Consider the following 24,321-nt stretch of genomic DNA (forward strand, 5'->3'; position numbering starts at 1 on the left):
GTGCACACTTAGCGGCGCGGTAACCCACCCAGTTCGTCGAAGGCCTGCGCCCAGCCGGCCAGGCGATCGGTAGCTCCGACCAGTTCGTGGCGGTAGCGCTGCTGCGACACCGCCTCGGCCACGGTGGCACCGTTGGCCGACGAAACCAATTGCGCTGCCGCGGTCACCATCTCGTTGTACTGACGCACGCCGGCGCCTAGGTCCTGTCTGCTAATTGCGGACGCGGTGGTAGGTGATGATGGCGGCCAGGGTGACACCGCCGAGGTAGGTCAGGGCGTATTCGTCGTAGCAGGTGGCGACCGCGCGCCAGTGTTTGAGCCCGTTGAAGCTTCGCTCGACGGTGTTGCGGTGCTTGTAGATTCGGCCTGAGAACCCCGGAGGCCGTCCTCTGTTGCGGCCTTTGGCTTTGCGGCGGGTGATCTGGTCGCTGCGCTCGGGGATGGTATGGGCGATCTTGAGCCGGCGCAGCTGTGCCCGCGTCGAGTCATGGGAGTACGCCTTGTCCGCCAGCAGGCGAAACGGGGCGTATGAGTTGCTGCACCGGGCGGCCAGCAATGGCCAAAGCATCGGATTATCACCGGCTTGACCGGCCGACAGTGCCAGGGTGACCGGACTGCACAGCTGGTCGGTCAAGGCGTGGATCTTGGTAGTCAGCCCGCCGCGGGAACGCCCAATGGCGTGGTCATCGGGCTCATCGAGATATTTCTTGTAATTCGACAGATCCCCTGTGCGGCGCCCGGGCGCTCCGGCTGCGTGTCGGTGGGCGCGCACACTGGTCGAATCGACCGACAACAGTGCGCCCAGGTCGGCGTCCTCGGCGTCGAGGTCAGAGGCGATCGCCGCGAAGATCCGCGCGTAGATGCCATCGACCGACCAGCGTAGATGCCTCTCGGCCACCGATTGCCAGGGACCGAAGTGCTCGGGCAGGTCACACCACGGAGATCCCGTACGGTAACGCCAGATAATGCCCTCCAGAGTACGTCGATGATCGTTCCACGGCCGGCCACGCCGCCGCCCCGCAGGCAACACCGCCACGATCAGCGACCACAAATCATCAGAAATCGCATGCGTCCGCATCACCCAAACAGCATCAGCCAAAACACCATTCACATTAAGCAGACACGCCCTAGCTCGGCGGTTTCGATCGGCGTCGCTAACCGCGTGGGCTGGCCCAGCCCACGCAGCAGCGTCGAGTCGCCCAAACACCATTGGGCCCTGACGCTTTCGCTGGCACCGGCAAGTGTCTCCGACGATGCCAGTAGCCGGCCGGGGAACGATTTGGCCAGTTCACAGAGTCGGGCCGCCTCGTTCACCGGCTCGCCGATCGCTGTGTACTCGAACCGCTCGTTGGCGCCGACATTGCCGGCGACGGCTTGACCTGCCGCCACCCCGATCCCGGCCTGGCATTCGGGAACTTCGGCGGCCAGCCGTCGGGCGATGGCACGCGCGGCGGCCAGCGCCTGGTCTTCCGGCTACTCGAGACGGTTCGGGGCGCCGAAGATCGCAAGTGCGGCGTCACCCAGGAATTTGTTCACCAGGCCGTGGTGGCGGTCCACTTCATCGACCGCGATGGTGAAGAACGGGTTGAGCAGTTTGACCACCTCGGCGGGAGGCTGGGTGGTCACCAGCTGCGTGGAGCCGACGATATCGATGAAGACGACCGCGATGTGGCGATCCTCCCCGCCCAGCTTGGGGCGTTCGCGTTCGGCAGCGGCAGCGACTTCCCGCCCGACGTGCCTGCCGAACAGATCCCGTACCCGTTCACGCTCGCGCAGCCCGGCGACCATGGCGTTGAAACCGCGCTGCAGCTGGCCAAGTTCGGTTCCGTCGAATACCACCAAATCGCCCGGCAGATCGCCCATCTCGAAGCGTTTGAGTGCCGCGCACACCACCCTGACCGGTGTCGCGGTGAGCCAGGACAGGACCCACATCAGTAGCAAGCCAAGCGCCAGCATTGCCGACGTTACGACCGTGACCGGTAACACGAACTCGGCTTGGCTAATTTGCCATAGTGATTCATCGAAGATCGCCACCAAGCTCATGCCAATCAGCGGTACGGCGGAACCGGTGAACCAGACGACTATCGTTCGGCCCCTGATCCCCGGGGCCCAGCGTAGCCGTGGTGGTCCTGCGGCTAACGCCATGGCTGCCACCGGGCGTAGCGCGAACTCGGTGAACATATAGCTGGCGGTGGTGACGCCAAGACCGCAAAATCTCAGCGCAAAAAGGAATCTCGGGATGAACATGCTGTTGGCCATGCCGTAGAGGGCGGTCAGCAGGATGGTGAAGGCCCCCCAAACCAGGAGATGAAAGATGGCAAACCGAAATGGGGCCAGTAGTGTATTGCGCTGGTCGGTGGGGCTGGGTGCTCGTTTCTCGATTGCCCAGCGCAACATTTGCGTGGTTCGCCGGGTAAGCCAATAGCTGCCAAGGGCAAATGCAATCACGACGTAGGACGGTATGACCGCAAAGGTGATCCACAACGGGGCGTCTGACAACACGTGTGGTGGCGGCGCGGCCACGGTCGCCAGTACCAATCCGACGCAGATTCCAATGACGTTCGTGGCCGCAATGACAGCGGTCAACATGCCTTGGATGCGGATCCGACGGTCACGCTGGTTTTCGTTCAGATCCCCGAGCAGCCAGGAACCGTAGGCCGGGCTTTCCAATAACGGGCTGTCGTGACGCGAAACCGTCTTCACCACCGAGTCCGCCTAGGTCCTGTCTGCTAATTGCGGACGCGGTGGTAGGTGATGATGGCGGCCAGGGTGACACCGCCGAGGTAGGTCAGGGCGTATTTGTCGTAGCGGGTGGCGACCGCGCGCCAGTGTTTGAGCCGGTTGAAGCTTCGCTCGACGGTGTTGCGGTGCTTGTAGATTCGGCCTGAGAACCCCGGAGGCCGTCCTCTGTTGCGGCCTTTGGCTTTGCGGCGGGTGATCTGGTCGCTGCGCTCGGGGATGGTATGGGCGATCTTGAGCCGGCGCAGCTGTGCCCGCGTCGAGTCATGGGAGTACGCCTTGTCCGCCAGCAGGTGAAACGGGGCGTATGAGTTGCTGCACCGGGCGGCCAGCAGTGGCCAAAGCATCGGATTATCACCGGCTTGACCGGCCGACAGTGCCAGGGTGACCGGACTGCACAGCTGGTCGGTCAAGGCGTGGATCTTGGTAGTCAGCCCGCCGCGGGAACGCCCAATGGCGTGGTCATCGGGCTCATCGAGATATTTCTTGTAATTCGACAGATCCCCTGTGCGGCGCCCGGGCGCGCTCCGGCTGCGTGTCGGTGGGCGCGCACACTGGTCGAATCGACCGACAACAGTGCGCCCAGGTCGGCGTCCTCGGCGTCGAGGTCAGAGGCGATCGCCGCGAAGATCCGCGCGTAGATGCCATCGACCGACCAGCGTAGATGCCTCTCGGCCACCGATTGCCAGGGACCGAAGTGCTCGGGCAGGTCACACCACGGAGATCCCGTACGGTAACGCCAGATAATGCCCTCCAGAGTACGTCGATGATCGTTCCACGGCCGGCCACGCCGCCGCCCCGCAGGCAACACCGCCACGATCAGCGACCACAAATCATCAGAAATCGCATGCGTCCGCATCACCCAAACAGCATCAGCCAAAACACCATTCACATTAAGCAGACACGCCCTAGTTGGGCGGTAAAGGCATTGATGGTGGGCACCAGTTGGCCACGCGAGGATTCCGAATACTGCGCCGCCCGCTCCATCGATACCACCTGGGCAGCCGTGGCGGCCATCGCCGCGGCGCTGTGGTTGGCCGCATCGGTCAGGTCCTGGATTTCGGCCGCAGGTACCAGCGCACCCCGTTCCATTACACCCAACAGCGAAAAGAATCCACGTTCGGAGGCGCCCAGGGCGGCCATCGCGGGGCGGGCGGCCGAACCCATCGGCGGCAACCGCCGGGTGGTGGTCGGCCGCTGTGACGGCAAGGGCTCCGACCGCAGCCAGTAGTAGCGGAAGAACAGCAACGTCGCGGGAATCACCTGCACCACCGCGATCGCTCCGGTGATCTGCAGCAGCAACGCGAACCAGCCCCACGCTGCCAGCACCGCCGTCACCGCGGCCCAAAAGACGCAGCCGGCGCTGAAGATCAGCGCCCACCGCAGCGCGCGGCGGCGGCGGCGCAGCTGGCGAGCTCGCGGATCGGTGGCAGCGCTGATCTTGCGGGCGGCGAAGTCGGACAGATCACCCACGAAGTCGAGGCCCCGCTGCAGCAACGCACGCCGCTGGCCGCGCTGAGCCGACTTCACCGCCATGTGAGACTCTCCGCCCTACTGCTGACCAAAAGGTTTCTCTGCGACCGCCCCACCGGTTTCGGCGGCCCCAGTGGCGCCGGGAGTGGCTGCGCCCCCCGCCGGCAGCGACTCGCCGCGCATCGAGGCCCGGATCTGTTCCAGCCGGGAATGACCGGCCATCTGCACGCCGGCCTGCTGAACTTCGAGCATGCGGCCCTGCACCGAACTTTGGGCGAGTTCGGCCTGACCAAGTGCGGTGGCATACCGGCGGTCGATCTTGTCCCGCACCTCATCGAGGCTGGGGACGTTGCCGGGGGCGGCAAGCTCACTCATCGACCGCAGCGATGAGCTGACCTGCTCTTGCATCTTTGCCTGCTCCAGCTGGCTCAGCAGCTTGGTGCGTTCGGCGATCTTCTGCTGCAGCACCATCGAGTTCTGCTCGACTGCCCGCTTGGCCTGAGCCGCGGCATTGAGGGCCTGGTCGTGCAGCGCTTTGAGGTCTTCGACGCTCTGCTCGGCGGTCACCAGCTGGGCGGCAAACGCCTCGGCGGCGTTGTTGTACTCGACCGCCTTGGCCGCGTCGCCAGCGGCGGTGGCCTGGTCGGCCAGCGTCAGCGCCTGACGCACGTTGACCTGTAGCTTTTCGATGTCGGCCAGCTGGCGGTTGAGGCGCATCTCCAGCTGGCGCTGGTTGCCGATCACCTGTGCGGCCTGTTGGGTCAGCGCCTGATGGGTACGCTGGGCTTCCTCAATAGCCTGCTGAATCTGCACTTTGGGGTCGGCGTGCTCGTCAATCTTGGAGTTGAACAGCGCCATGAGGTACATCCACGCTTTGACGAACGGATTGGCCATCGGTTAGCTCCGCCTTCGTTTCTTGTGGGCTGAGTGGTCCCGGGTAGGGCCCGATTGAGCTCAGCACACTTACCCTGCCGCTCAATTTAGTGGGTCCGGGCCGATCTCCCCACCCGTGATCCAATAACTGATCGACACCAGATCGGCTGCGCCGCGCTCAGGCCACCGCCAGCGACGCTACCTGGGGAATGACCAATCTAGTGCCGGCATCGATGGTGGCTCCGGTCGGCGCGGTCTGGATCGCGCGTTCTTCACGCGCCATCCGCTCACCCGCACCGATGAGCACCTCAGACAGCGGGACCTGCAACGCGTCGCAGATCGCATTGAGCAATTCGCTGGACGGCTCCTTGCGGCCACGCTCGATCTCGGACAGATACCCCAGACTCACCCGAGCGGTGTCTGACACCTCCCGCAACGTCCGGCCTTGTGAAGTTCGCTCCCCGCGCAACACGTCGCCAATGACCTCGCGCACCAATGACGCCATCGTGCTCTCCTCCATCTGCCTTCAACATCCATGACGACCAAATCACGCGCCCAAACGCGGTTCAAGCGCCCGACCAGCAGCGCCCGAGAGCACTGGTTCTTAGATGAACGCGGAGTGAGCTGGTGTGGTTCCCGCTGGCTTACGACGCGCGTTTTCCGGCACGAATTTCGCGGACGGTCGATGCCACGTAGTCGACCCCGGTCACCACCGTGAGCACGATTGCGGCGGCCATCACGACCACCGCCGCCATGTGCAGCGGGCCCGAAAGCGGCAGGACGAACAGCCCGATCGCCACCGCTTGGACGACGGTCTTGAGCTTGCCGCCCCAGCTGGCGGGAATGACACCGCGGCGGATGACAGCCAGCCGCAGCACGGTCACCCCGAGTTCGCGGGCCAGGATCAACACCGTGACCCACCACGGCAGGTCGTTGAGCATCGATAGCCCGATCAGTGCCGCCCCGATCAGGGCCTTGTCCGCGATCGGATCGACAAACGCCCCGAATTCGGTCGCCATGCCGTAGTTGCGGGCGAGCAGTCCGTCGAATCGATCGGTGATGCTGGCAACCGCGAATACCGCCCATGCCGCTATCCGGAAAGTCGTTTGGTGACCTCCGTCATAGAACAGGAGGTACAAGAAAATGGGGACCAGCACAAAGCGCAGGCCAGTCAGGACGTTGGCTAGGTTGGCAATCCCTGCGGTTCCCGGCACCTGACCTGTTTGCGGCTGCCCTGACACCGCAACAGAATAGCGGTTGACCAGCCGCCCCGTCGCCGATGTCGATACTGTTTTCCCGTGACCGAAAGTCAACAGGATTTCCGGCCGGTGGTCCGGCGTGCCAGAACGTCCGATGTCCCAGCGATCAAAAAGCTTGTCGATACCTATGCGGGGAAGATCCTGCTGGAGAAGAACCTGGTCACGCTTTACGAAGCGGTTCAGGAATTCTGGGTTGCCGAACACCCCGAAATCCAGGGCAACGTGATCGGCTGCGGGGCCCTGCACGTGTTGTGGTCGGACCTCGGTGAGGTCCGCACCGTCGCGGTGGATCCCGCTATGACCGGGCACGGCATCGGTCACGCGATTGTCGACCGGCTGCTCGAGGTGGCCCGGGAACTGCAGCTAGAGCGACTATTCGTGCTGACCTTCGAGACCGAATTCTTCACCGCGCACGGGTTCACCGAGATCGAGGGCACGCCGGTGACCGCGGAGGTGTTCGAAGAGATGTGCCGCTCCTACGACATCGGCGTCGCAGAGTTTCTGGATCTGAGCTACATCAAGCCCAACATCTTGGGCAACACCCGGATGCTGTTGGTGCTTTAAACCGTCACCGATCAATCCTCGTCCGGCGCGTCGTCGGCCCCCCCACCCCTGATCAAGGCCAGCGTTCCGGCCAATTCATCGGGCTTGACCAGCACCTCGCGGGCCTTCGAGCCTTCGCTCGGCCCGACGATGTTGCGCGTCTCCATCAGGTCCATCAGTCGGCCGGCTTTGGCGAACCCGACCCGCAGCTTGCGCTGCAACATCGAGGTGGAGCCGAACTGACTGGACACCACCAACTCCACGGCCTGCAGCAGCACGTCCATGTCGTCACCGATGTCCGGGTCGACGTCGGTGCGCTCACCGGTGGGCTTGGCGTTGGTGACACCCTCGGTGTACTCGGGCTCCGCCTGATCCTTACACGCGGTTACAACGGCGTGGATCTCCTCGTCGGTGATGAACGCGCCCTGCAACCGGATCGGCTTGCCGGCGCCCATCGGCAGGAATAGGCCGTCACCCATACCGATCAGCTTTTCCGCGCCCGCCTGGTCCAGGATCACCCGGCTGTCGGTCAGTGAGGATGTGGCGAACGCCAGCCGGGACGGCACGTTGGTCTTGATCAAGCCGGTGACCACGTCGACCGAGGGCCGCTGGGTGGCCAGCACAAGATGGATGCCGGCGGCGCGGGCCTTCTGGGTGATCCGCACGATGGCTTCCTCGACGTCACGCGGCGCGGTCATCATCAGGTCGGCCAACTCGTCGACGATCGCAACGACATAGGGATAGGGCTTGTACACCCGCTGGCTGCCCAGTGGCGCGGTGATCGCTCCCGATCGCACCTTCTCGTTGAAGTCATCGATATGACGCACCCGGGACGCTTGCATGTCCTGGTAGCGCTGTTCCATCTCCTCGACCAGCCATGCGAGAGCGGCCGCCGCCTTCTTTGGCTGCGTGATGATCGGGGTGATCAGGTGCGGAATGCCTTCGTAAGGGGTCAGTTCCACCATCTTCGGGTCGATCAGGATCATCCTGACCTCTTCCGGGGTGGCCCGGGTCAGCAGGGAGATCAGCATGGAGTTGACGAAGCTGGACTTTCCGGACCCGGTGGAACCGGCGACCAGCAGGTGCGGCATCTTCGCCAGGTTGGCCGAGATGAAATCGCCCTCGATGTCTTTGCCCAGGCCGATCACCAGCGGGTGGTGGTCGCGGCGGGTCGTCGGAGCGGTGAGCACGTCGGCCAGCCGCACCATTTCGCGGTCGGTGTTGGGCACCTCGATGCCGACCGCCGACTTGCCGGGGATGGGAGCGAGCATCCGCACGCTCTCGGTGGCCACCGCGTAGGCGATGTTCTTCTGCAGCGCGGTGATCTTCTCCACCTTGACGCCGGGCCCAAGCTCGACCTCATACCGCGTGACGGTCGGACCGCGGGTGCAGCCGGTGACCGCCGCGTCGACCTTGAATTGGGTGAGCACATCCCCGATGGCGCCGGCCATGTGACTGTTGGCGGCGCTGCGCTTCTTGGGCGGATCTCCCGCCACCAACAGTTCCATCGATGGCAGTGCGTAGGGCCCCTCGACTACACGGTCGAGTACCAGGGTTTCCTGCTTCTCCGCCGGGGCGCTGCGGCCGGACTTTCCGGCCTTGCCGGCGCCGCGCGCGACGGCAGGTTCTGGAACGGTCGGCGCATCCGGCTCCCCGATTTCGCCGTCGGGCTCCGTGTTCGGCGAGGGCCAGGCCCGCAGTTCCTCGTCGGGCCGCAGCGGCACCTCGTCGTAGTAGCCGTCGGAGAAGTCCTCACGCGCGACTTCCACCGTGTCGGCATCATCACCGGCGAAATCCGAGTAGCCCTCGTAGTCATCGCCGTCGTCGAACTCGTCATCGAAGTACTCGCGCTGCAGCAGCCGGGTTCCGAACAGACCACGCAGCACATCGGGAACCTCGCGGATTGTGGTCCCGGTCAACAGCAATAGTCCAAACAGCGCCCCGAAGAACAGCAACGGAGCGGCGATCCACACGGTCAGCCCGTCGGATAGCGGTCCACCGATCGTGAATCCGATGAACCCCGCGGCACGCTGGCGCAACTCCGGGGATTCCGGCGAACCCGCCCACAAGTGCCGCAAACCCAGGAAAGACAGCGCGATCAGGCTGGACCCGAGAATCAGCCGGGGCCTGGTGTCGGGGTTCGGCTCGGTGCGCATCAGCACTATCGCCGTGCCCGCAAGAACGATCGGGAGCAACACCACCGCCGAGCCGATGAACGTTCGCAGTACCGCATCCACCCACGCGCCGACCGGGCGGGCGGCGTCGAACCATGAACTCGCGGCGACGACCACCGCAATGCCCAGCACCACCAGCGCCACGCCGTCACGGCGATGCCCGGGTTCGATGTCACGAGCCCGCCCTATCGACCGCGCCGCCCCGCCGGTGCCCTTGGCCGCCATCATCCAGGTAGCGCGCATGGCTCGGCCGCCCGCGAGCCCGGCCACCTTGAACACGGACTGATTGCGCCGCGGGATCGGCTTGGCTACCCGCTTGGCCGGCTTGCCCGCCGGCTTTCTGGTCCCCTTCGCCGGCCTTGCCGGCCCGGCGGAGGCAGTAGCTCTCCCACCTCGGGAAGCGCCCCCTGAAGCGGCCTTTGACCTGCTCGTTCGGGCTCCGGAGCGCGCAGCGGTCTTACTAGCCATGCCAGCAAGACTAGTCGCAATTGCATCATCTGCACCACTTGCCACACTGGTAACGCAGGCTTCACCAGCATGTGCCCGCCTCGTTATCTTCGGGCCTGAGTAGGGTGGCCAAAGGTGACCAAAGTCATGCCCGGTCACACCACCAAAAACCCGCCGCAGTCTCCCCGGGAGGTCCCAGCATGCCCGTCGTCGTCGTCGCCACGCTGACCGTCAAGCCGGAGTCGGTCGACGCCGTCCGCGACATCCTCACCACGGCGGTCGAAGAGGTGCACGGCGAACCCGGCTGCCAGCTCTACTCGCTGCATCAAACGGGCGAAACCTTCGTTTTCATCGAACAGTGGGCCGACGCGGAGGCACTGACCGCCCATAGCACCGCGCCCGCGGTGGCCAAGATGTTCACCGCGGCCGGCGAACACCTGGCCGGGGCGCCGGACATCAAGATGCTGGCGCCGATCCCCGCGGGAGATCCCGACAAAGGTCAACTCCGTCAGTGATGAGCCGGCCACTGGACGGCCCACTGAGCGGCCGTGTTGCCTTCATCACCGGGGCAGCGCGCGGGCAGGGTCGCGCGCATGCGCTTCGACTGGCCCGCGACGGCGCAGATGTCATCGCGGTCGACCTGTGTGACCAGATCGCCAGCGTGACGTATCCGCTGGGCACCGCCGAGGGATTGGCAACCACCGTCAAGCTCGTCGAGGACACCGGCGCCCGCATCGTGGCCAGCCAGGCCGACGTCCGGGATCGGGAAGCACTGGCCGCGGCCCTGCAAGCCGGGATCGACGAATTGGGCCAGGTCGACATTGTGGTGGCCAACGCCGGTATCGCACCGATGCAGTCCGGCGACGACGGCTGGCGTGACGTTATCGACGTCAACCTCAGCGGCGTCTACTACACGGTCGAGGTCGCGATACCGACCATGATCGAACAGGGCCGGGGCGGGTCGATCGTTGTGATCAGCTCGGCGGCCGGATTGGTTGGCATCAGCAGCGCGGAGGCCGGCGCCATCGGCTACGCCGCCTCCAAACACGCGTTGGTCGGGTTGATGCGCGTATACGCGAACCTGCTTGCACCGCACAGCATCCGGGTCAACTCGCTACACCCATCCGGGGTGGATACCCCGATGATCAACAACGAGTTCATCCGGCGCTGGCTCGCCGACCTGGTCGCCGAGACCGGCTCCGGCCCCGGCGCGGGCAACGCGCTGCCGGTGCAGATCCTGCAAGCCGATGACATCGCCGGTGCGCCGGCCTGGCTGGTGTCCGACGAGGCCCGTTACATCACCGGCGTCGCCCTGCCGGTGGATGCCGGCTGTGTGAACAAGAGGTAGTTGATGACCCGAAATCCCTCTGCGCAGAACGCCTTCGGCCCGATGGTGCTGTCGGCTGTCGAACAGAACGAGCCCGCCGAGCACCGCCTGGTCGACGACGACCTGGCAGATCTGTTCCTGCCCAGACCGCTGCGGTGGCTGGTCAGCGCGACCCGACCGGCCGGCATTCGGCGCCTCTTCATCCGCTGGTCGGAGTGGTCCGGCAGCGGGCTCTGGGTCAATCTGACCTGCCGCAAACGATTCATCGGCGACAAACTTGGCGAGGCGCTCGACGACGTCGATGCGGTGGCGATTCTGGGCGCCGGGCTGGACACCCGCGCCTACCGATTGACCCGCAAGGTGCGCATTCCGATCTTCGAAGTGGATCTGCCGGTCAACATCGCTCGCAAGGCCAAGACGGTGCGACGGGTGCTGGGCGAACTACCGTTGTCGGTTCGGCTGGTGGCGTTGGACTTTGAGCATGACGACCTGCTCACCGCATTGGCCGAACATGGCTACCTCACCGACTTCCGGGTGTTCTTCATCTGCGAGGGCGTCACCCAATACCTCACCGAAGAGACCGTCCGGCGGACCCTGGAGGGGCTGCGCGCGGCGGCACCGGGCAGTCGCCTGGTGTTCACCTACGTCCGCCGCGACTTCATCGACGGAACCAATCGCTACGGCACCCGGACCTTGTACCGCTCGGTGCGCCAACGGCGTCAACTGTGGCATTTCGGCTTGCTGCCCGACGAGGTCCCCGAGTTTCTTGCCGAATACGGCTGGCGGCTGGTGGAACAGGCGGGGCCCGACGAGCTCGTCCAGCGCTATGTCGAGCCGGCCGGCCGCAAGCTCAACGCATCTCAGATCGAATGGTCGGCCTACGCCGAAAAACTCTGAGCCGGGCCGGAAGCGGCCGGTCCTCAGACTTCGATGACCGTGGGCACGATCATCGGCTGCCGGCGGTAGGTCTCACCGACCCATTTTCCGACGGTGCGGCGCACCCCCTGCGCGATCCTGATCGGATCGGTGAAGTTGGCGGCAACCAGAGATTCCAGCTCGGCTTCGACCTTGCGCACGGCGGGCTCCAGCGCCTTGGGGTCTTCGGAGAATCCACGCGAATGCAGATGCGGCACAGCCGCGGGACGCCCGGTGCCCCGGTGCACGACCACGGTCACCGCGATAAAACCCGACGACAGGATCAGCCGCTCGCCCAGGGTGATTTCGCCGACATCGCCGGTGATCAAACCGTCGACGAACATCTTGCCAACCGGGACCGCACCGGCGATCGAAGCCTTGCGCCCCACCAGATCGACGCTGACCCCGTTCTCCGCCAACAGGATTGACTCCGACGCCACCCCGGCGCTGGCGGCCAGCTTGGCGTTGGCCCGAAGCATTCGCCAGGTTCCGTGCACCGGCATGACGTTGCGTGGTCGCACCCCATTGTACAGGAACAACAGCTCACCGGCGTAGGCATGGCCGGAAACGTGCACCCGGGCTTGGGCGTTGGTGACCACCCTGGCGCCGATCTTGGAGAGCGAATCGATGACGCCGAAAACCGCTTCCTCGTTGCCGGGGATCAGCGACGCCGACAAAACGATGAGATCACCGGCAGTCAGCGTGATGCTGCGGTGCTCACCGCGCGACATCCGCGACAATGCCGACATCGGTTCGCCCTGGGTGCCGGTGGTAATCAACAACACCTGTTCGGGCGGCATCATCTCGGCGGCACCGATGTCGATCACATCGGAATCGTCCACCCGCAGAAAGCCCAGTTCCCTGGCGATGCCCATGTTGCGCACCATGGAGCGCCCCACGAAGGAAACTCGCCGGCCCAGTGCCACCGCGGCGTCGATGATCTGCTGCACCCGGTCGACGTTTGAGGCGAAACACGCCACGATGACCCGACCGTCGGCACCCCTGATCAGCCGGTGCAGGGTGGGACCCACCTCACTTTCGGAGGGCCCGACACCGGGGATCTCGGAGTTGGTCGAATCACACAGGAACAGGTCAACACCGGCATCGCCGAGGCGCGACATGCCCGGCAAGTCGGTGGGGCGACCGTCGAGGGGCAGCTGATCAAGCTTGATATCACCGGTGTGCAGCACGGTTCCCGCGCCGGTGTAGACGGCGATCGCAAGGGCATCCGGCACGGAGTGGTTGACGGCGAAGTATTCGCACTCGAACACGCCGTGTCGACTGCTCTGCCCCTCTGCGACCTCGACGAACACCGGTTTGATCCGGTATTCGCGGCACTTGGCCGCAACCAGCGCCAGGGTGAACTTGGATCCGACGATGGGGATGTCCGGACGCAACCTGAGCAAGAACGGGATAGCCCCGATGTGGTCCTCGTGCGCGTGCGTGAGCACCAGCGCCTCGATGTCGTCCAGGCGGTCCTCGATATGGCGCAGGTCGGGCAGGATCAAATCGACGCCCGGCTCGTCGTGGGTCGGGAACAGCACACCGCAGTCGATGATCAGCAGCCGCCCCAGATGCTCGAACACCGTCATGTTGCGGCCGATTTCGTTGATGCCGCCCAGCGCGGTGACCCGCAACCCCCCGGAAGCCAACGGCGCTGGTGGGGGAAGTTCTTCGTTCACCGTCGACTCACCCTGGGATTCACCGAAGCACGGAGGCCGCGCGCATGTCAGCGGCCAACACGTCGATTTGATCAGCGGTGGCGGCGACCTGCGGCAGCCTCGGGTCACCGACCTCGATACCTTGCAGCCGCAAGCCGGCCTTGGACAGCGTCACCCCGCCCAGTCGGGTCATCGCGTTGCACAGCGGACTGACCGCGACGTTGATCTTGCGGGCGGTGGCGACGTCCCCGGAACTGAATGCCGACAACATCTCCCGTAGCTGGCCAGCCGCCAGATGACCGATCACGCTGATGAAGCCGATGGCGCCCATGGCCAGCCAGGGCAGGTTGAGGGCGTCGTCGCCGGAGTAGTAGGCCAGTCCCGTGTCGGCCATGATCTGGGCACCGCTGGGCAGGTCCGCTTTGGCGTCCTTGACGCCGACGATGTTCGGGTGCTTTGCCAGGGCGCGGATTGTTTCGGACTCGATCGGCACCGCAGACCGCCCGGGGATGTCGTAGAGCAGCACGGGCAGCTCGGTCGCATCGGCCACCGCGGTGAAGTGCGCCAATAGCCCCGATTGTGGCGGCTTGGAGTAATACGGGGTCACCACCAACAGACCATGGGCGCCTTCGGCCGCAGCGGCCTTCGCCAGCCCAATGCTGTGCGCGGTGTCATTGGTGCCGGCCCCCGCAATCACCCGAGCCCGGTCGCCCACCGCTTCCAAGACGACTCTGAGCAGCTCACGCTTCTCGTCGTCGGTGGTGGTGGGCGACTCGCCGGTGGTACCGGAAACCACCAGTCCATCGCACCCCTGGTCCACCAGGTGATTAGCCAGTCGCGCCGCCGCGCCAAGATCAAGGGCGCCGTCGGAGCCGAATGGTGTCACCATCGCGGTCAGCAGTGTTCCCAGGCGTGCGGGAACGTCGAATCCGACGGTGCTCACGGTTCCCAAGATTACCTGGCGGCAGCAATCTTTTTTGCACCGGCGCAAGCGTGCGTGTTTGTCCGCCGACACGCCGCGAAGGCTGCCCAGATACGCACGCTCGCGCCAGGGCCGGACTCAGACCTCGGTGGCCAGCGGGCTGGTGGCGACCTCGCTGCCGTCGGCCAGGGTCGTGACCTCGAAGTCGGCGAACACCGCTGGCGCCACCGCGACGAGCTGACGCAGGCACTCGATGGCCAGCCGCCGGATCTCCACATCGGCATGCTCGCTGGCCCGCATGGCTATGAAGTGCCTCCACGCTCGGTAATTACCGCTGACCACGATCCGGGTTTCGGTCGCGTTGGGGAGCACGGCACGAGCGGCCTGGCGAGCCTGTTTGCGCCGCAGGACGGCGTTGGGCTGGTCAGCGAACCTGGCTTCCAGCTTGATCAGCAGTTCGGTGTAGGTGGCACGGCTGGCGTCGGCGGCGGCGATCAGGATTTCGCGCAGCTCGGGATCGTCCTCCAACCCCGGCGGCACGACGACCCGCGAGTCACCTTCGGGCACGTAGCGCTGGGATAGCTGCGAGTAGGAGAAGTGGCGGTGCCGGATCAGCTCGTGGGTGCACGATCGCGAGATGCCGCTGATGTAGAACGACACACTGGCGTGCTCGAGCACGGCAAAGTGCCCGACGTCGATGATGTGGCGCAGGTAACCGGCGTTGGTCGCGGTCTTGGGGTTGGGCTTGGACCAGCTCTGGTAGCAGGCGCGGCCGGCGAACTCGACCAGCGCCTCGCCTCCGTCGGCGTCGGTGGTCCAGGGCACGTCGGGGGGCGCCAAGAACTCGGTCTTGGCGATCAGCTGTACGCGTAGCGGCGCAGTCTCGGCCACGGCGCTCACCTTAAGGCGTGCCGAGCGGCGACGCGAGGAGGAGCTCTCCCCCACTGACGGCGACCTCGCCGGTGATCAATCCCGGTAGCAGCGCGTCGCGCAGCGCGGCCAGCTGCGCGCACTGGCCACGGCGGGCATGACACAACGCGCCCAGATCGGTGATCGTCGCGGACTGGGCGGCTCCCAAGCGCCGGACGTCTGGCACCTGAAGGTCGAGCAGGTCTTTGGGCCCGATGCGCTGGTGACTTCCCGATGTTCCGGCGACCAGCTGTGCCAGTGAGGTTGAGACTTCGGGTTGACGCAGCGCCGACCACAGCACCGAGGTATCCACCCCGAGCGGGCTCAATACGACGAACTCGCAGCTGGCCAGCGCCATCTGGGGCGGCAGGCGCACCACGTTCCAGATTCGCGGTACTCGGGGGTTCAGTTTCGCGAACAGCACACAGGGTTCGGACAAGTGGAACTTGACGCTTTTGACCGATGCCCCGGCAACCGGACGGGCGTGCGCCCCGCATCAAAGGCGGGAAGGCTGAAATGGGCAACAACGTCGTCGAAGTCAGCGGGATTGACCAACTTCGTCGACCGGCGCGCCAGGCCCGACAGCGCGACGCGCGCATCGACCGACCCGACCATCGCGACCATCAGGGCCTCGGCGGCCTCGATGACCCGCTCGTTGTTGGCGATCTTGTCGTCCAGGGCGCCCAGCACCTCGGCGATTCGCCGACGCTCAGGTGCTTGGGCAACGTGGACCGAGACCTCGCGAAGAGTCCGCTGATTCAGCAACGGCTGTCCGGATCCCGCCCGGTGTTCATTGAGCCGGCACGTCTGCAGTGCGTAATACCAGTACCGGGTTTCCGCAGGGTCATTGGCACGGCAAACGTAGGCGTTATCGGTGACCCAGACATCGGAATCGCAGTAGCGCACACTGCCGCAATAGGATCCAACGCGCCCCACCACAATCAGCGGACCGCTGACGTTGTGTTCGGCCGCGAAGCCGATCGGCCCGTTCGCACCGTATACGGGAAACCGGCCCCGGGCGCGTCGCGGCGGAGAGCAACTGCCGCTGCGGAATTCGAGGTGCTCGCCGAGCCTCACCTCCACCGCACCCGCCCCAACTGCGCACGCACCGCCTCGTCCAGTTTTGTCGATTCATCCAGCACGGCCAGCAACTGGGTGGTCAACCTTGTGAGTTTGTCGCCGATCGGTTCGCCGTCAGCACAGGACGCTCCAGTCCCCACATAGCGCCCCGGCGTGAGCACGTACCCCTCGGCGCGGATTTCATCCAACGATGCTGACCTGCAAAATCCCGGAATATCCTGGTAAACAGTACCTTTCGCGACGGCTGATGCGGATCCGAACCAGCCGTGATAGGTATCGCCGATGCGGGCTACGTCGTCATCGGTCAGGGTTCGCTCGCAGCGGTCCACCATGCTCCCGAGCCCGCGCGCGTCGATGAACAGCACCTGGCCCGAACGAGCTTTCTTGTCCTTGGCGAAGAACCACAGACACACCGGAATTCCGGTACTGCGAAACAGCTGCGTCGGCAGGGCGACCATGCATGAGACCAGGTCTGCATCAATGATTCCAGCGCGAATCCTGTCCTCTCCATTGGTTTTCGATGACATCGAGCCATTGGCCATCACCACCCCGGCCTGACCTGTCGGCGCGAGGTTGGACAGGATGTGCTGAATCCAGGCGAAATTCGCATTTGCGGCGGGCGGAGTGCCGAACCGCCAACGCGGGTCCTGTTCGTCGCGGGCCCAATCCTTGATGTTGAAGGGCGGATTGGCCATCACGTAGTCCATCGGCACGCCGTCGTGTTGGTCGGTGGCGAAGGTGTCGCCCCAACGCGCGCCCAGGCCCGCATCATCGATCCCATGGACGGCCAGGTTCATCTTTGCCATCCGCCAGGTCTGCTCGACGCTCTCCTGACCGTAGATTGATATCTGCGCGGGGTCCCCGTCGTGGGCGCAGATGAAGCGCTCGGTTTGCACGAACATCCCGCCCGATCCGCAGCACGGGTCATAGATCCGACCGCTCGAGGGTTCGAGAATCTCCACGATCACTCGAACGACGCTGGGTGGGGTGAAGAATTCGCCGCCGCGTCGTCCCTCCGCGCGCGCGAAGTTGCCGAGGAAGTATTCGTACACCTCACCCATCAGGTCACGCGCGAGATGGCTTGGCCGGCCACTGAATCGCGCCGCGCCGAGCACCTCGACCAGTTCGCCGAGCCGCCGCTGATCGCCCTTGTGATACAGCTGCGGCAGGGTCGCGGCCAGCGACGGATTGGCCGTCATTACCGACAGCATCGCCGTGTCGATGAGCTGGCCGATGTCCGGTGATTTCGCATTGCCGGCCAACGCTTCCCAGCGCGCTGCCGGGGGCACCACGAATTGCTTGCGCTCGTCTCGGGCATCGGAAACGAACTTGAGAAAGACCAGGCCGAGAATGACGTCTTTGTACTGGCTGGCCGGAATGGACCCGCACAGCTTCTCGGCGCCTTTCCAGAGCGTGTCTTTGAGCTCTTTCATCGTCGACGGTGCCATCAGCCGGTCCGCCTGACGGCGATCGCCAGCTCCCCGGCCAGATCACCCCGTCCGGACACGCTGATCCCGCTCAATCCCAGCCACGGCGCCATCGACGCCAACTCACCGGCGAGTGCCGCGGCGACCCGCGGCCCCGATGCGTCGGGTTCGGCGAACGCGCCCACCACCAGCAGGGTGTCGGTGGAACGGTCGGCCTTGAGGTCCACCCGTCCCACCAGCTGCCCGTCCAGCAGCAGCGGCCAGACGTAGTAGCCGTATTGGCGTTGGGCGGCCGGGGTGTAGATCTCGATGCGGTAGTGAAAGTCGAACAGGCGCTGCACCCGGGGCCGGAAAAAGATCAGCGGGTCAAACGGACACAACAGTGCGGTGCCGCGATCAGGTCGTGGCAGGGATCGGCCCGCCCGCAGATATGCCGGGGCCGACCAACCCTGCACCTGCACCGGCTCGACCTCACCGGCGGCTACCAGATCGGCGAGCGCGGGCTTGACCTGCTGCGCGGACAGCCGGAAGTAGTCGCGGATGTCGGCCTCGGTCCCCACCCCCAGCGCGGAGGCCGCCCGCAATATGAGTTCGCGAACCGCCTCGTCATCGTCGACCTGCCGGGCCAGCACTTCGGGCGGCAACACCCTTTCCACCAGGTCGTAGTGACGAGCGAAGCCCAACCGGGTGGCGGTGGTGAGCACGCCGGACGCGAACAACGCCTCGGCAACCCATTTGGTGTCGCTGCGATTCCACCATGGCCCCTTGCCCCCGCGCGGCTCCGCTGCCAGGTGAGCTTCGATCTGTCCCGCGCTAGACGGGCCGAGTTCGGCAACGGCGGCAACGACGTCGTCCACCAGGCGCGGGTTGGCCTTGACGATCTCGGTGCCCCACCTGCCGTGCCGGTACTGCCGCATCCGCCAGCGCAGCAACGGCCAGTCATCGACGGCCATCAGCGCGGCCTCGTGCGCCCAGTATTCGGCGAGCAGCCGCGACGAGGGCGGGCCCCACGCGACCCGGTCGAGCACCTCCCGGTCGTAGGGCCCGAGCCGACTGAACACCGGCGCGTAGTGGGCGCGCACCGCCACCGACACCGAACCCAGCTGCAGCACCTGGATCCGGGAGATCAGCCGCCTCAGGTGTGCCTTGTTGATCCGGCCGGCCGGCTTGGGTTCGGCGAACCCCTGTGCGGCGACCGCCACCCGGCAGGCCTGGGCAACGGTCAAGGTGCTCATAGTCGGCGGTAGCTGTGCATCCGGTATCGCAGTCCCGAGCGGCTGACCAGCCACTCCCCCGAGGTGCCAGCCCAGGTCTGGTCGAGCACGGGGGCCAGGGCGTCCTCGTCCTCGGGCGGTAAGTCGACGTCGACCTCGGTGACTTCACACCTGTTCGCCAGGGGCAGCGCCAGCGCGTAGATCTGGGCACCACCGATCACCCATGTCTCGGCATCCGGCTCGGCCGGACACAACGCCTGCTCGAGGGAACCCACCACCTGCGCTCCGTGCGCCACCAGACCAGTCTGGCGGGTCACTACGACATTTCGCCGGCCCGGCAGTGGCCGGTTGGCGGCGGGCAGGGAGTCCCAGGTCCGGCGGCCCATCACCACGGCGTGCCCCATGGTGAGCCGTTTGAAGTGCGCGAGATCCTCGGGCAGTCGCCACGGGATGCCGCCATCACGGCCGATGACCCCGGAGGTGAACTGAGCCCAGATCAGGCCCACCGACGTCATCTGCGCCTCATACAGCGACGGGAGCTTTGATCGCGGGATGGGGATCATAATCCTGCACGACGACGTCCTCGTAAGTGTAGTCGAAGATCGAATCCCGTTGCGAAAAGCTTAGTTTCGGATAGGGCCGGGGCTCGCGACGCAGTTGCTCGGCGACCTGTTCGACGTGGTTGTCATAGATGTGGCAATCGCCGCCAGTCCAGATGAACTCGCCGACCGAAAGACCGGCCTGAGCGGCCATCATGTGGGTGAGCAGGGCGTAGCTGGCGATGTTGAAGGGCACCCCCAGAAACAGGTCGGCACTGCGCTGATACAGCTGGCAGCTCAGGCGGCCGTCGGCGACGTAGAACTGGAAGAAGGCGTGACACGGCGGCAGCGCCATTTGCGGGATCTGGCCGACATTCCAGGCCGACACGATGATGCGCCGCGAATCGGGGTCGGTACGCAGCAGTTCCAATGCGGCACTGATCTGGTCGATGTGCTCACCCGACGGAGTCGGCCAGGATCGCCACTGAACTCCGTAGATTGGGCCGAGATCGCCTGTTTCGCCGGCCCATTCGTCCCAGATGGTCACACCGTGCTGCTGCAACCAGCCCACGTTGGAGTCGCCGCGCAGAAACCACAGCAACTCATAAACGACCGACTTGAAGTGCACCTTCTTGGTGGTCAGCAAGGGGAAACCGCAACCGAGGTCGTACCGGATCTGCTGGCCGAACAGGCTGCGGGTCCCGGTGCCGGTGCGGTCGGATTTGGCGGTGCCCGTTTCGAGCACCCTGCGCAACAGATCCTCGTAAGGCGTCGCGATCGGCACGCGGTCAGCTTAGCGGTGATCGCGAGCCCAACGAAGCCAGGCACGGCGCGACGGCGCCGCCGAAGCTGGGGCGATCTACCAGGAGTAGAACGGGTGCCATGCCGATAATCAGTGACAGCGTCTCCACTCCCGACGGCACCTGCCCGGTCCGTTTGTTCACTCCTGCCGGCCCGGGTCCCTGGCCAGGCGTGATCATGTTTCCCGACGCCGGCGGGGTGCGCGAGACCTTCGAGCAGATGGCGGCCACATTGGCCGGCCACGGCTACGTCGTGCTGCTGCCCGATGTGTACTACCGCGAGGGCGATTGGACGCCGTTCGCCATGGAAACGGTGTTCGGCGACGCGGACGAGCGCGCTCGACTCATGTTCATGCTCGGAACCCTGACGCCGGACCGGGTCACCCGCGACGCGGGCGCATACTTCGACTACCTGGCCACTCGCCCGCAGGTGAGCGGCGAGCGTTTCGGTGTATGCGGCTACTGCATGGGTGGGCGGATCTCGGTGCTGCTGGCCGGCCGGCAGCCGGACCGGGTGGCCGCCGCGGCGTCCTTTCACGGCGGTGGCCTGGTGACCGACAATCCCGACAGCCCGCATCTGTTGGCCGACCGGATGACCGCCAGGCTGTATGTGGGCGGCGCCCAAAACGACCCGTCGTTCACCACCGACCACGCCGAACAATTGGCGAAGGCGCTGACGGCTGCGGGTGTCGAGCACACCATCGAGTGGTACCCGGGCGCGCACGGGTTCGCGGTTCCCGATAACCCGCCCTACGACGAAGCCTGCGCGCAGCGGCACTGGACCGCGATGACCGACCTGTTCGCCGCGACGCTGTCCCGCTAGGCCCCCCGGCCCCGCCGCAGGATTCAGCTCACCGGGAGGTTGACCAGCTTGGCCAGTCGACCGCGGTGGCGATACGCGGTGCCGAGCGCCAACTGGTCACTCTTGGCTCGCTTCAGGTAGAGATGGGCCGGATATTCCCAGGTCATCCCGATGCCGCCATGTAGTTGCACACACTCCTCGGCGGCGTGCACCACGACATCACCGCAGTAGGCCGCGGCGATCGCCGCCGCAATCGCCGCGTCCTCATCACCGCGAGCACAGGTGTCGGCGCCGTAGCGGGCCGCAGCCCGCGCTGAGCCGACTTCCAGCCACAGGTCCGCCAGCCGGTGTTTGATCGCTTGATAGGAACCGATGGCACGGCCGAACTGTTTGCGCTGCTTCGTGTAAGCCAGCGTGGTGTCAAAGCACCACTGCGCAATCCCGAGCTGCTCGGAGGCCAGCAGCGCGGCACCTGTCTGCAACGCCTCAGCCAGCGCGGCCTCCGCCGAGCCGAGACCGACCGGTGCGGACGCGGCCCCCGAAAACACAACGTCGGCAAGGGGTCTGGTCATATCGAAGGCCAGCAACGGCACTATCTCGACGCCGGGCGCATTGGCGCGCACCGTATGCAGTTCCACTCCGTCGGCCCCGGCGACCGGCACCACCAGCACGTCGGCCTCCCGGGCACCCGCCACGCCGCAGACTCGCCCGGACAGCCCGGCGCTGCCACGACTCACCCCGGCAACGGGGTCACCCGGCGCCGTGGCCAACGGCACCACCAGGGCCGCGGTGAGCTCACCCTGCGCCAGCTCCGAGAGGGTCTCGGTCTCCCCGGAATGCAGCAACGCGACGGTGCCCAGTACCGCACTGGACAGGAACGGGACCGGCGCTACCGCCCGGCCGACTTCCTCCATGACTACCGCCGCCTCGCGCGCGCTGGCGCCGGCCCCACCAAGGGACTCGGGCACCAGCAAACCCGCGACCCCGAGCTCGGCGGCCAGCGTGCGCCACAGCTTGGCGAAATCCGCCGGAGGCGAGTCGTAGGCGGCCACCACCGATTCGGGTGGGCAGCGCTCGGCGAACAACTGCCCAACGCTGGCCCGCAGCGCCTCCTCGGTGTCGGAGTACAGCAAGTCCCCGGTGCTCATCGGTCCAGGTCCTTCCAGGCGAGGGTCTTGTCCACGCGGTGTTCGCCGGGCAATCCCAGGACCCGCTCGGAGATGGTGTTGCGCAGGATTTCTGAGGTGCCTCCCTCGATCGAGTTACCGCGAGCCCGCAGGTAGCGGTAACCGGGCCCGCGTCCGGTGAGATCAACCGTGTCGGGTCTGCGCAGCGTCCAGTCGTCGTACTGCAGACCGGATTCGGGGTGTAATTCCAGTTCGAAGCCCGAGATCTGTTGCGCGAGCCGGGCAAACGCCACCTTCATGCCCGCCCCCTCCGGCCCGGGCTGACCCGAGGCGGCCTGCTGGCGCAGCCGTTCACCGGCCAGCCGCAGCACCTCCGCCTCGACCCACAGCCGCATCATGTCGTCGTGCATCGCCGGGTTGCGCAGTGCCCGTTCGGCGCGCCACGCTTCGGTGACCTTGCCGATCATGCCGCCCTCCCGCGGGACACCGGTTCGGGAGCCGATAGCGACGCGCTCGTTGTTGAGAGTGGTGGTCGCCACCCGCCAGCCACCGCCTTCGGGACCAAGCCGGTTCGCGTCGGGCACCCGGATGTCAGTCAGGAACACCTCGTTGAACTCCGCTTCGCCGGTGATCTGGCGCAGTGGCCGGATGTCGATCCCCGGTTGGGTCATGTCGCACAGGAAATAGGTCAGACCGGCGTGTTTGGGCACGTCGGGGTCAGTTCGCGCGACCAGGATCGCCATTTGCGCATGTTGCGCCATCGACGTCCATACCTTTTGCCCGTTGACAATCCAGTCCTGGGGGCGGTGTGGATCGCGAACGGCGCGGGTTGCCGCGGCGGCCAAGTCGGATCCGGCCCCGGGCTCGCTGAACAACTGGCAGTAGAGATGCTCTCCGGTGAACAACGGGCGCAAGAACTTCTGTTTCTGCTCCGCGGTGCCGAACGCGGCAATGGTCGGTGCCGCCATGCCGATGCCGATGATGTTTCGCCCGCCGCCGGCCGGCGGTGCACCGGCGGCGGCCAGCTGCTTGTCGACCTGCGCCTGGTAGGTGTGCGGCAGGTCGAGCCCGCCGAACCCGACCGGAAAATGCACCCAGGCCAGCCCGGCGTCAAATCGTGCACCGAGAAACTCGCGCGGGTCACTGGTGGCCGGGGGGTGCGCGTCGAGCAGAGTCTGGACCCGCGATTGCAGGTCGTCGGCGGCCGTCACGAGGCGCTGCCCGGCCGGGACTGGAAACCCGCCGCGCTGCCGAGCAGCAGACCGCCGTCAATCACCATGGTCTCGCCGGTGATCCAGCTCGCCGCGTCCGACACCAAAAAGCCGACGGCTTCGGCGACATCCACCGGTTCCCCGATCCGTCCGAGCGCGATGTTGGCCGCCAGCGGGTCCTCGTGGTCTTTCCACAGCGCTTCGGCGAGCTTGGTGCGCACCACACCGGGGCAGATCGCATTGACGCGCACCCGCGGTGAAAATTCCAGCGCGAGCTGCTTGGTCACATGGATCAGGGCGGCCTTGGTGGCGTTGTACATCCCCATGGCCGGCGATTGGTGCATTCCGCCGATCGAGGCGGTATTGATCACGACGCCGCCGTGTTCGCCCATCCAGGCCTTGACCACCAGCGAGGTCCACATCAGCGGGGCCCACAGGTTGACATCGAAAATCTTGGTGAACCGGGCATGGTCCTGCTCGATCAGCGGACCGTAGGCCGGGTTGGTTCCCGCGTTGTTGATCAGGATGTCCACGCTGCCGAAGCGCTCGAGCGCGAGGTCGACGCACCCTCGCGCGGCCTCCTCATCGACCGCGTGAGCGCCGACGCCCACCGCCCGCTCACCCACCTCAGCGGCGGCGGCGTCGGCGGACTCCTGCTTGCGCGCGGTGAGCACCACGTTGGCGCCCGCGCCGGCGAGACGTTGTGCGATGGCCAACCCGATACCCCTTGAGGCTCCGGTGATTATCGCGGTGCGGCCGGTCAGATCCAGTGAGGTCATCGTGGTGTGCCTTCGGTTGTCGGTGAGCCGGACTCAGTCAATAACATCGTTGACGGGCACCTGTTGCACTCAATCCCTGCTGCCATGTTTCGGGCAGGCGC

General features: G+C 65.8%; 20 protein-coding genes and 5 pseudogenes. 5 read left to right on the forward strand and 20 right to left on the reverse strand.

Translation table 11 applies throughout. The features are described 5' to 3' along the window. Positions 1 to 8: 8 nt before the first annotated feature. The 8 genes and pseudogenes from G6N41_RS23330 to pgsA all read right to left on the reverse strand — a co-directional run. Positions 9 to 200 (reverse strand): annotated as a pseudogene (locus tag G6N41_RS23330) (phage shock envelope stress response protein PspM); the annotation flags it as partial. A 10-nt stretch (positions 201 to 210) separates the two neighbouring features. After that, the gene (locus tag G6N41_RS23335; RefSeq protein ID WP_407663843.1) at positions 211 to 1,080 is read right to left on the reverse strand and encodes an IS5 family transposase; all 870 of its coding nucleotides are present in this window, start codon (positions 1,078 to 1,080) and stop codon (positions 211 to 213) included. 26 nt (positions 1,081 to 1,106) lie between these two features. Beyond that, a pseudogene (locus tag G6N41_RS23340) lies at positions 1,107 to 2,705 on the reverse strand (adenylate/guanylate cyclase domain-containing protein). Positions 2,706 to 2,728: 23 nt separating this feature from the next. Continuing rightward, positions 2,729 to 3,600: pseudogene (locus tag G6N41_RS23345) on the reverse strand (IS5 family transposase). Between the two features lie 47 nt (positions 3,601 to 3,647). Continuing rightward, positions 3,648 to 4,274, reverse strand: a pseudogene (gene pspM / locus G6N41_RS23350) (phage shock envelope stress response protein PspM); the annotation flags it as partial. A 15-nt stretch (positions 4,275 to 4,289) separates the two neighbouring features. Further along, positions 4,290 to 5,105 carry a phage shock protein PspA gene (gene pspA / locus G6N41_RS23355; RefSeq protein ID WP_198965790.1) on the reverse strand — a complete coding sequence of 272 codons (816 nt, stop codon included), beginning with the start codon at positions 5,103 to 5,105 and terminating at the stop codon, positions 4,290 to 4,292. Between the two features lie 157 nt (positions 5,106 to 5,262). Beyond that, positions 5,263 to 5,589, reverse strand: coding sequence for a transcriptional regulator ClgR (gene clgR / locus G6N41_RS23360; RefSeq protein WP_036455803.1), 327 nt, complete (start codon positions 5,587 to 5,589; stop codon positions 5,263 to 5,265). Between the two features lie 139 nt (positions 5,590 to 5,728). Next, entirely contained in the window at positions 5,729 to 6,325 is a 597-nt protein-coding gene (gene pgsA / locus G6N41_RS23365) for a CDP-diacylglycerol--glycerol-3-phosphate 3-phosphatidyltransferase (RefSeq protein WP_036455463.1), read from the reverse strand. Positions 6,326 to 6,382: 57 nt separating this feature from the next. Between pgsA and G6N41_RS23370 the strand changes: the two genes are divergently transcribed. After that, positions 6,383 to 6,907, forward strand: a complete 525-nt coding sequence (locus tag G6N41_RS23370) for an amino-acid N-acetyltransferase (protein ID WP_011741175.1) — start codon at positions 6,383 to 6,385, stop codon at positions 6,905 to 6,907. 11 nt (positions 6,908 to 6,918) lie between these two features. Here the strand turns inward: G6N41_RS23370 and G6N41_RS23375 are convergent, their stop codons facing one another. After that, positions 6,919 to 9,528, reverse strand: coding sequence for a DNA translocase FtsK 4TM domain-containing protein (locus G6N41_RS23375; protein WP_198965791.1), 2,610 nt, complete (start codon positions 9,526 to 9,528; stop codon positions 6,919 to 6,921). Positions 9,529 to 9,707: 179 nt separating this feature from the next. On the opposite strand from G6N41_RS23375, the gene G6N41_RS23380 reads away from it, so the two are divergent. The 3 genes from G6N41_RS23380 to G6N41_RS23390 are packed head-to-tail and all read left to right on the forward strand — an operon-like array spanning position 9,708 to position 11,731. Beyond that, positions 9,708 to 10,022 carry a putative quinol monooxygenase gene (locus G6N41_RS23380; protein ID WP_020724793.1) on the forward strand — a complete coding sequence of 105 codons (315 nt, stop codon included), beginning with the start codon at positions 9,708 to 9,710 and terminating at the stop codon, positions 10,020 to 10,022. Next, positions 10,022 to 10,855, forward strand: a complete 834-nt coding sequence (locus G6N41_RS23385) for a mycofactocin-coupled SDR family oxidoreductase (protein WP_198965792.1) — start codon at positions 10,022 to 10,024, stop codon at positions 10,853 to 10,855. Before G6N41_RS23380 ends, G6N41_RS23385 begins: the two co-directional genes overlap by 1 nt. Before the next feature lie 3 nt (positions 10,856 to 10,858). Beyond that, a complete protein-coding gene (locus G6N41_RS23390; RefSeq protein ID WP_198965793.1) occupies positions 10,859 to 11,731 on the forward strand; it encodes an SAM-dependent methyltransferase in 873 nt (290 codons plus the stop codon). 23 nt (positions 11,732 to 11,754) lie between these two features. On the opposite strand, the gene G6N41_RS23395 is transcribed toward G6N41_RS23390, so the two are convergent. The 8 genes and pseudogenes from G6N41_RS23395 to G6N41_RS23430 form a co-directional block, all read right to left on the reverse strand. Continuing rightward, the gene (locus tag G6N41_RS23395) at positions 11,755 to 13,431 is read right to left on the reverse strand and encodes a ribonuclease J (RefSeq protein ID WP_198965794.1); all 1,677 of its coding nucleotides are present in this window, start codon (positions 13,429 to 13,431) and stop codon (positions 11,755 to 11,757) included. A gap of 19 nt (positions 13,432 to 13,450) precedes the next feature. After that, positions 13,451 to 14,353 carry a 4-hydroxy-tetrahydrodipicolinate synthase gene (gene dapA / locus G6N41_RS23400; RefSeq protein ID WP_198965795.1) on the reverse strand — a complete coding sequence of 301 codons (903 nt, stop codon included), beginning with the start codon at positions 14,351 to 14,353 and terminating at the stop codon, positions 13,451 to 13,453. A gap of 117 nt (positions 14,354 to 14,470) precedes the next feature. Continuing rightward, positions 14,471 to 15,223 (reverse strand): FAD-dependent thymidylate synthase, encoded by a 753-nt coding sequence (gene thyX, locus G6N41_RS23405; RefSeq protein WP_198965796.1) that lies wholly within the window; start codon positions 15,221 to 15,223, stop codon positions 14,471 to 14,473. A gap of 10 nt (positions 15,224 to 15,233) precedes the next feature. Continuing rightward, positions 15,234 to 16,324, reverse strand: a pseudogene (locus tag G6N41_RS23410) (restriction endonuclease subunit S). Beyond that, a complete protein-coding gene (locus G6N41_RS23415; RefSeq protein ID WP_198965797.1) occupies positions 16,315 to 17,769 on the reverse strand; it encodes a class I SAM-dependent DNA methyltransferase in 1,455 nt (484 codons plus the stop codon). Before G6N41_RS23415 ends, G6N41_RS23410 begins: the two are co-directional and overlap by 10 nt. After that, complete coding sequence (locus G6N41_RS23420; protein ID WP_198965798.1) at positions 17,769 to 18,983, reverse strand: winged helix-turn-helix domain-containing protein; 1,215 nt, start codon at positions 18,981 to 18,983, stop codon at positions 17,769 to 17,771. The genes G6N41_RS23415 and G6N41_RS23420 overlap by 1 nt, the downstream gene beginning before the upstream one ends. Next, complete coding sequence (locus G6N41_RS23425; RefSeq protein WP_198965799.1) at positions 18,980 to 19,477, reverse strand: dihydrofolate reductase; 498 nt, start codon at positions 19,475 to 19,477, stop codon at positions 18,980 to 18,982. Before G6N41_RS23425 ends, G6N41_RS23420 begins: the two co-directional genes overlap by 4 nt. A gap of 7 nt (positions 19,478 to 19,484) precedes the next feature. Further along, positions 19,485 to 20,285, reverse strand: a complete 801-nt coding sequence (locus G6N41_RS23430) for a thymidylate synthase (RefSeq protein ID WP_198965800.1) — start codon at positions 20,283 to 20,285, stop codon at positions 19,485 to 19,487. Positions 20,286 to 20,383: 98 nt separating this feature from the next. Between G6N41_RS23430 and G6N41_RS23435 the strand changes: the two genes are divergently transcribed. Next, positions 20,384 to 21,124 carry an alpha/beta fold hydrolase gene (locus G6N41_RS23435; protein ID WP_038579293.1) on the forward strand — a complete coding sequence of 247 codons (741 nt, stop codon included), beginning with the start codon at positions 20,384 to 20,386 and terminating at the stop codon, positions 21,122 to 21,124. Positions 21,125 to 21,147: 23 nt separating this feature from the next. Here G6N41_RS23435 and G6N41_RS23440 read toward each other — a convergent pair whose 3' ends face one another. From G6N41_RS23440 to G6N41_RS23450, 3 genes are read right to left on the reverse strand one after another with little or no spacing between them, the layout of a single operon-like run. Next, positions 21,148 to 22,251, reverse strand: coding sequence for an acyl-CoA dehydrogenase family protein (locus tag G6N41_RS23440; RefSeq protein WP_198965801.1), 1,104 nt, complete (start codon positions 22,249 to 22,251; stop codon positions 21,148 to 21,150). Further along, positions 22,248 to 23,441, reverse strand: a complete 1,194-nt coding sequence (locus G6N41_RS23445) for an acyl-CoA dehydrogenase family protein (protein WP_198965802.1) — start codon at positions 23,439 to 23,441, stop codon at positions 22,248 to 22,250. The genes G6N41_RS23440 and G6N41_RS23445 overlap by 4 nt, the downstream gene beginning before the upstream one ends. After that, entirely contained in the window at positions 23,438 to 24,220 is a 783-nt protein-coding gene (locus G6N41_RS23450) for an SDR family oxidoreductase (protein ID WP_198965803.1), read from the reverse strand. Before G6N41_RS23450 ends, G6N41_RS23445 begins: the two co-directional genes overlap by 4 nt. Between the last annotated feature and the right edge of the window lie 101 nt (positions 24,221 to 24,321).

Origin of the sequence: Mycobacterium shottsii (assembly GCF_010728525.1) — a bacterium.
GTDB classification, from domain to species: domain Bacteria; phylum Actinomycetota; class Actinomycetes; order Mycobacteriales; family Mycobacteriaceae; genus Mycobacterium; species Mycobacterium marinum.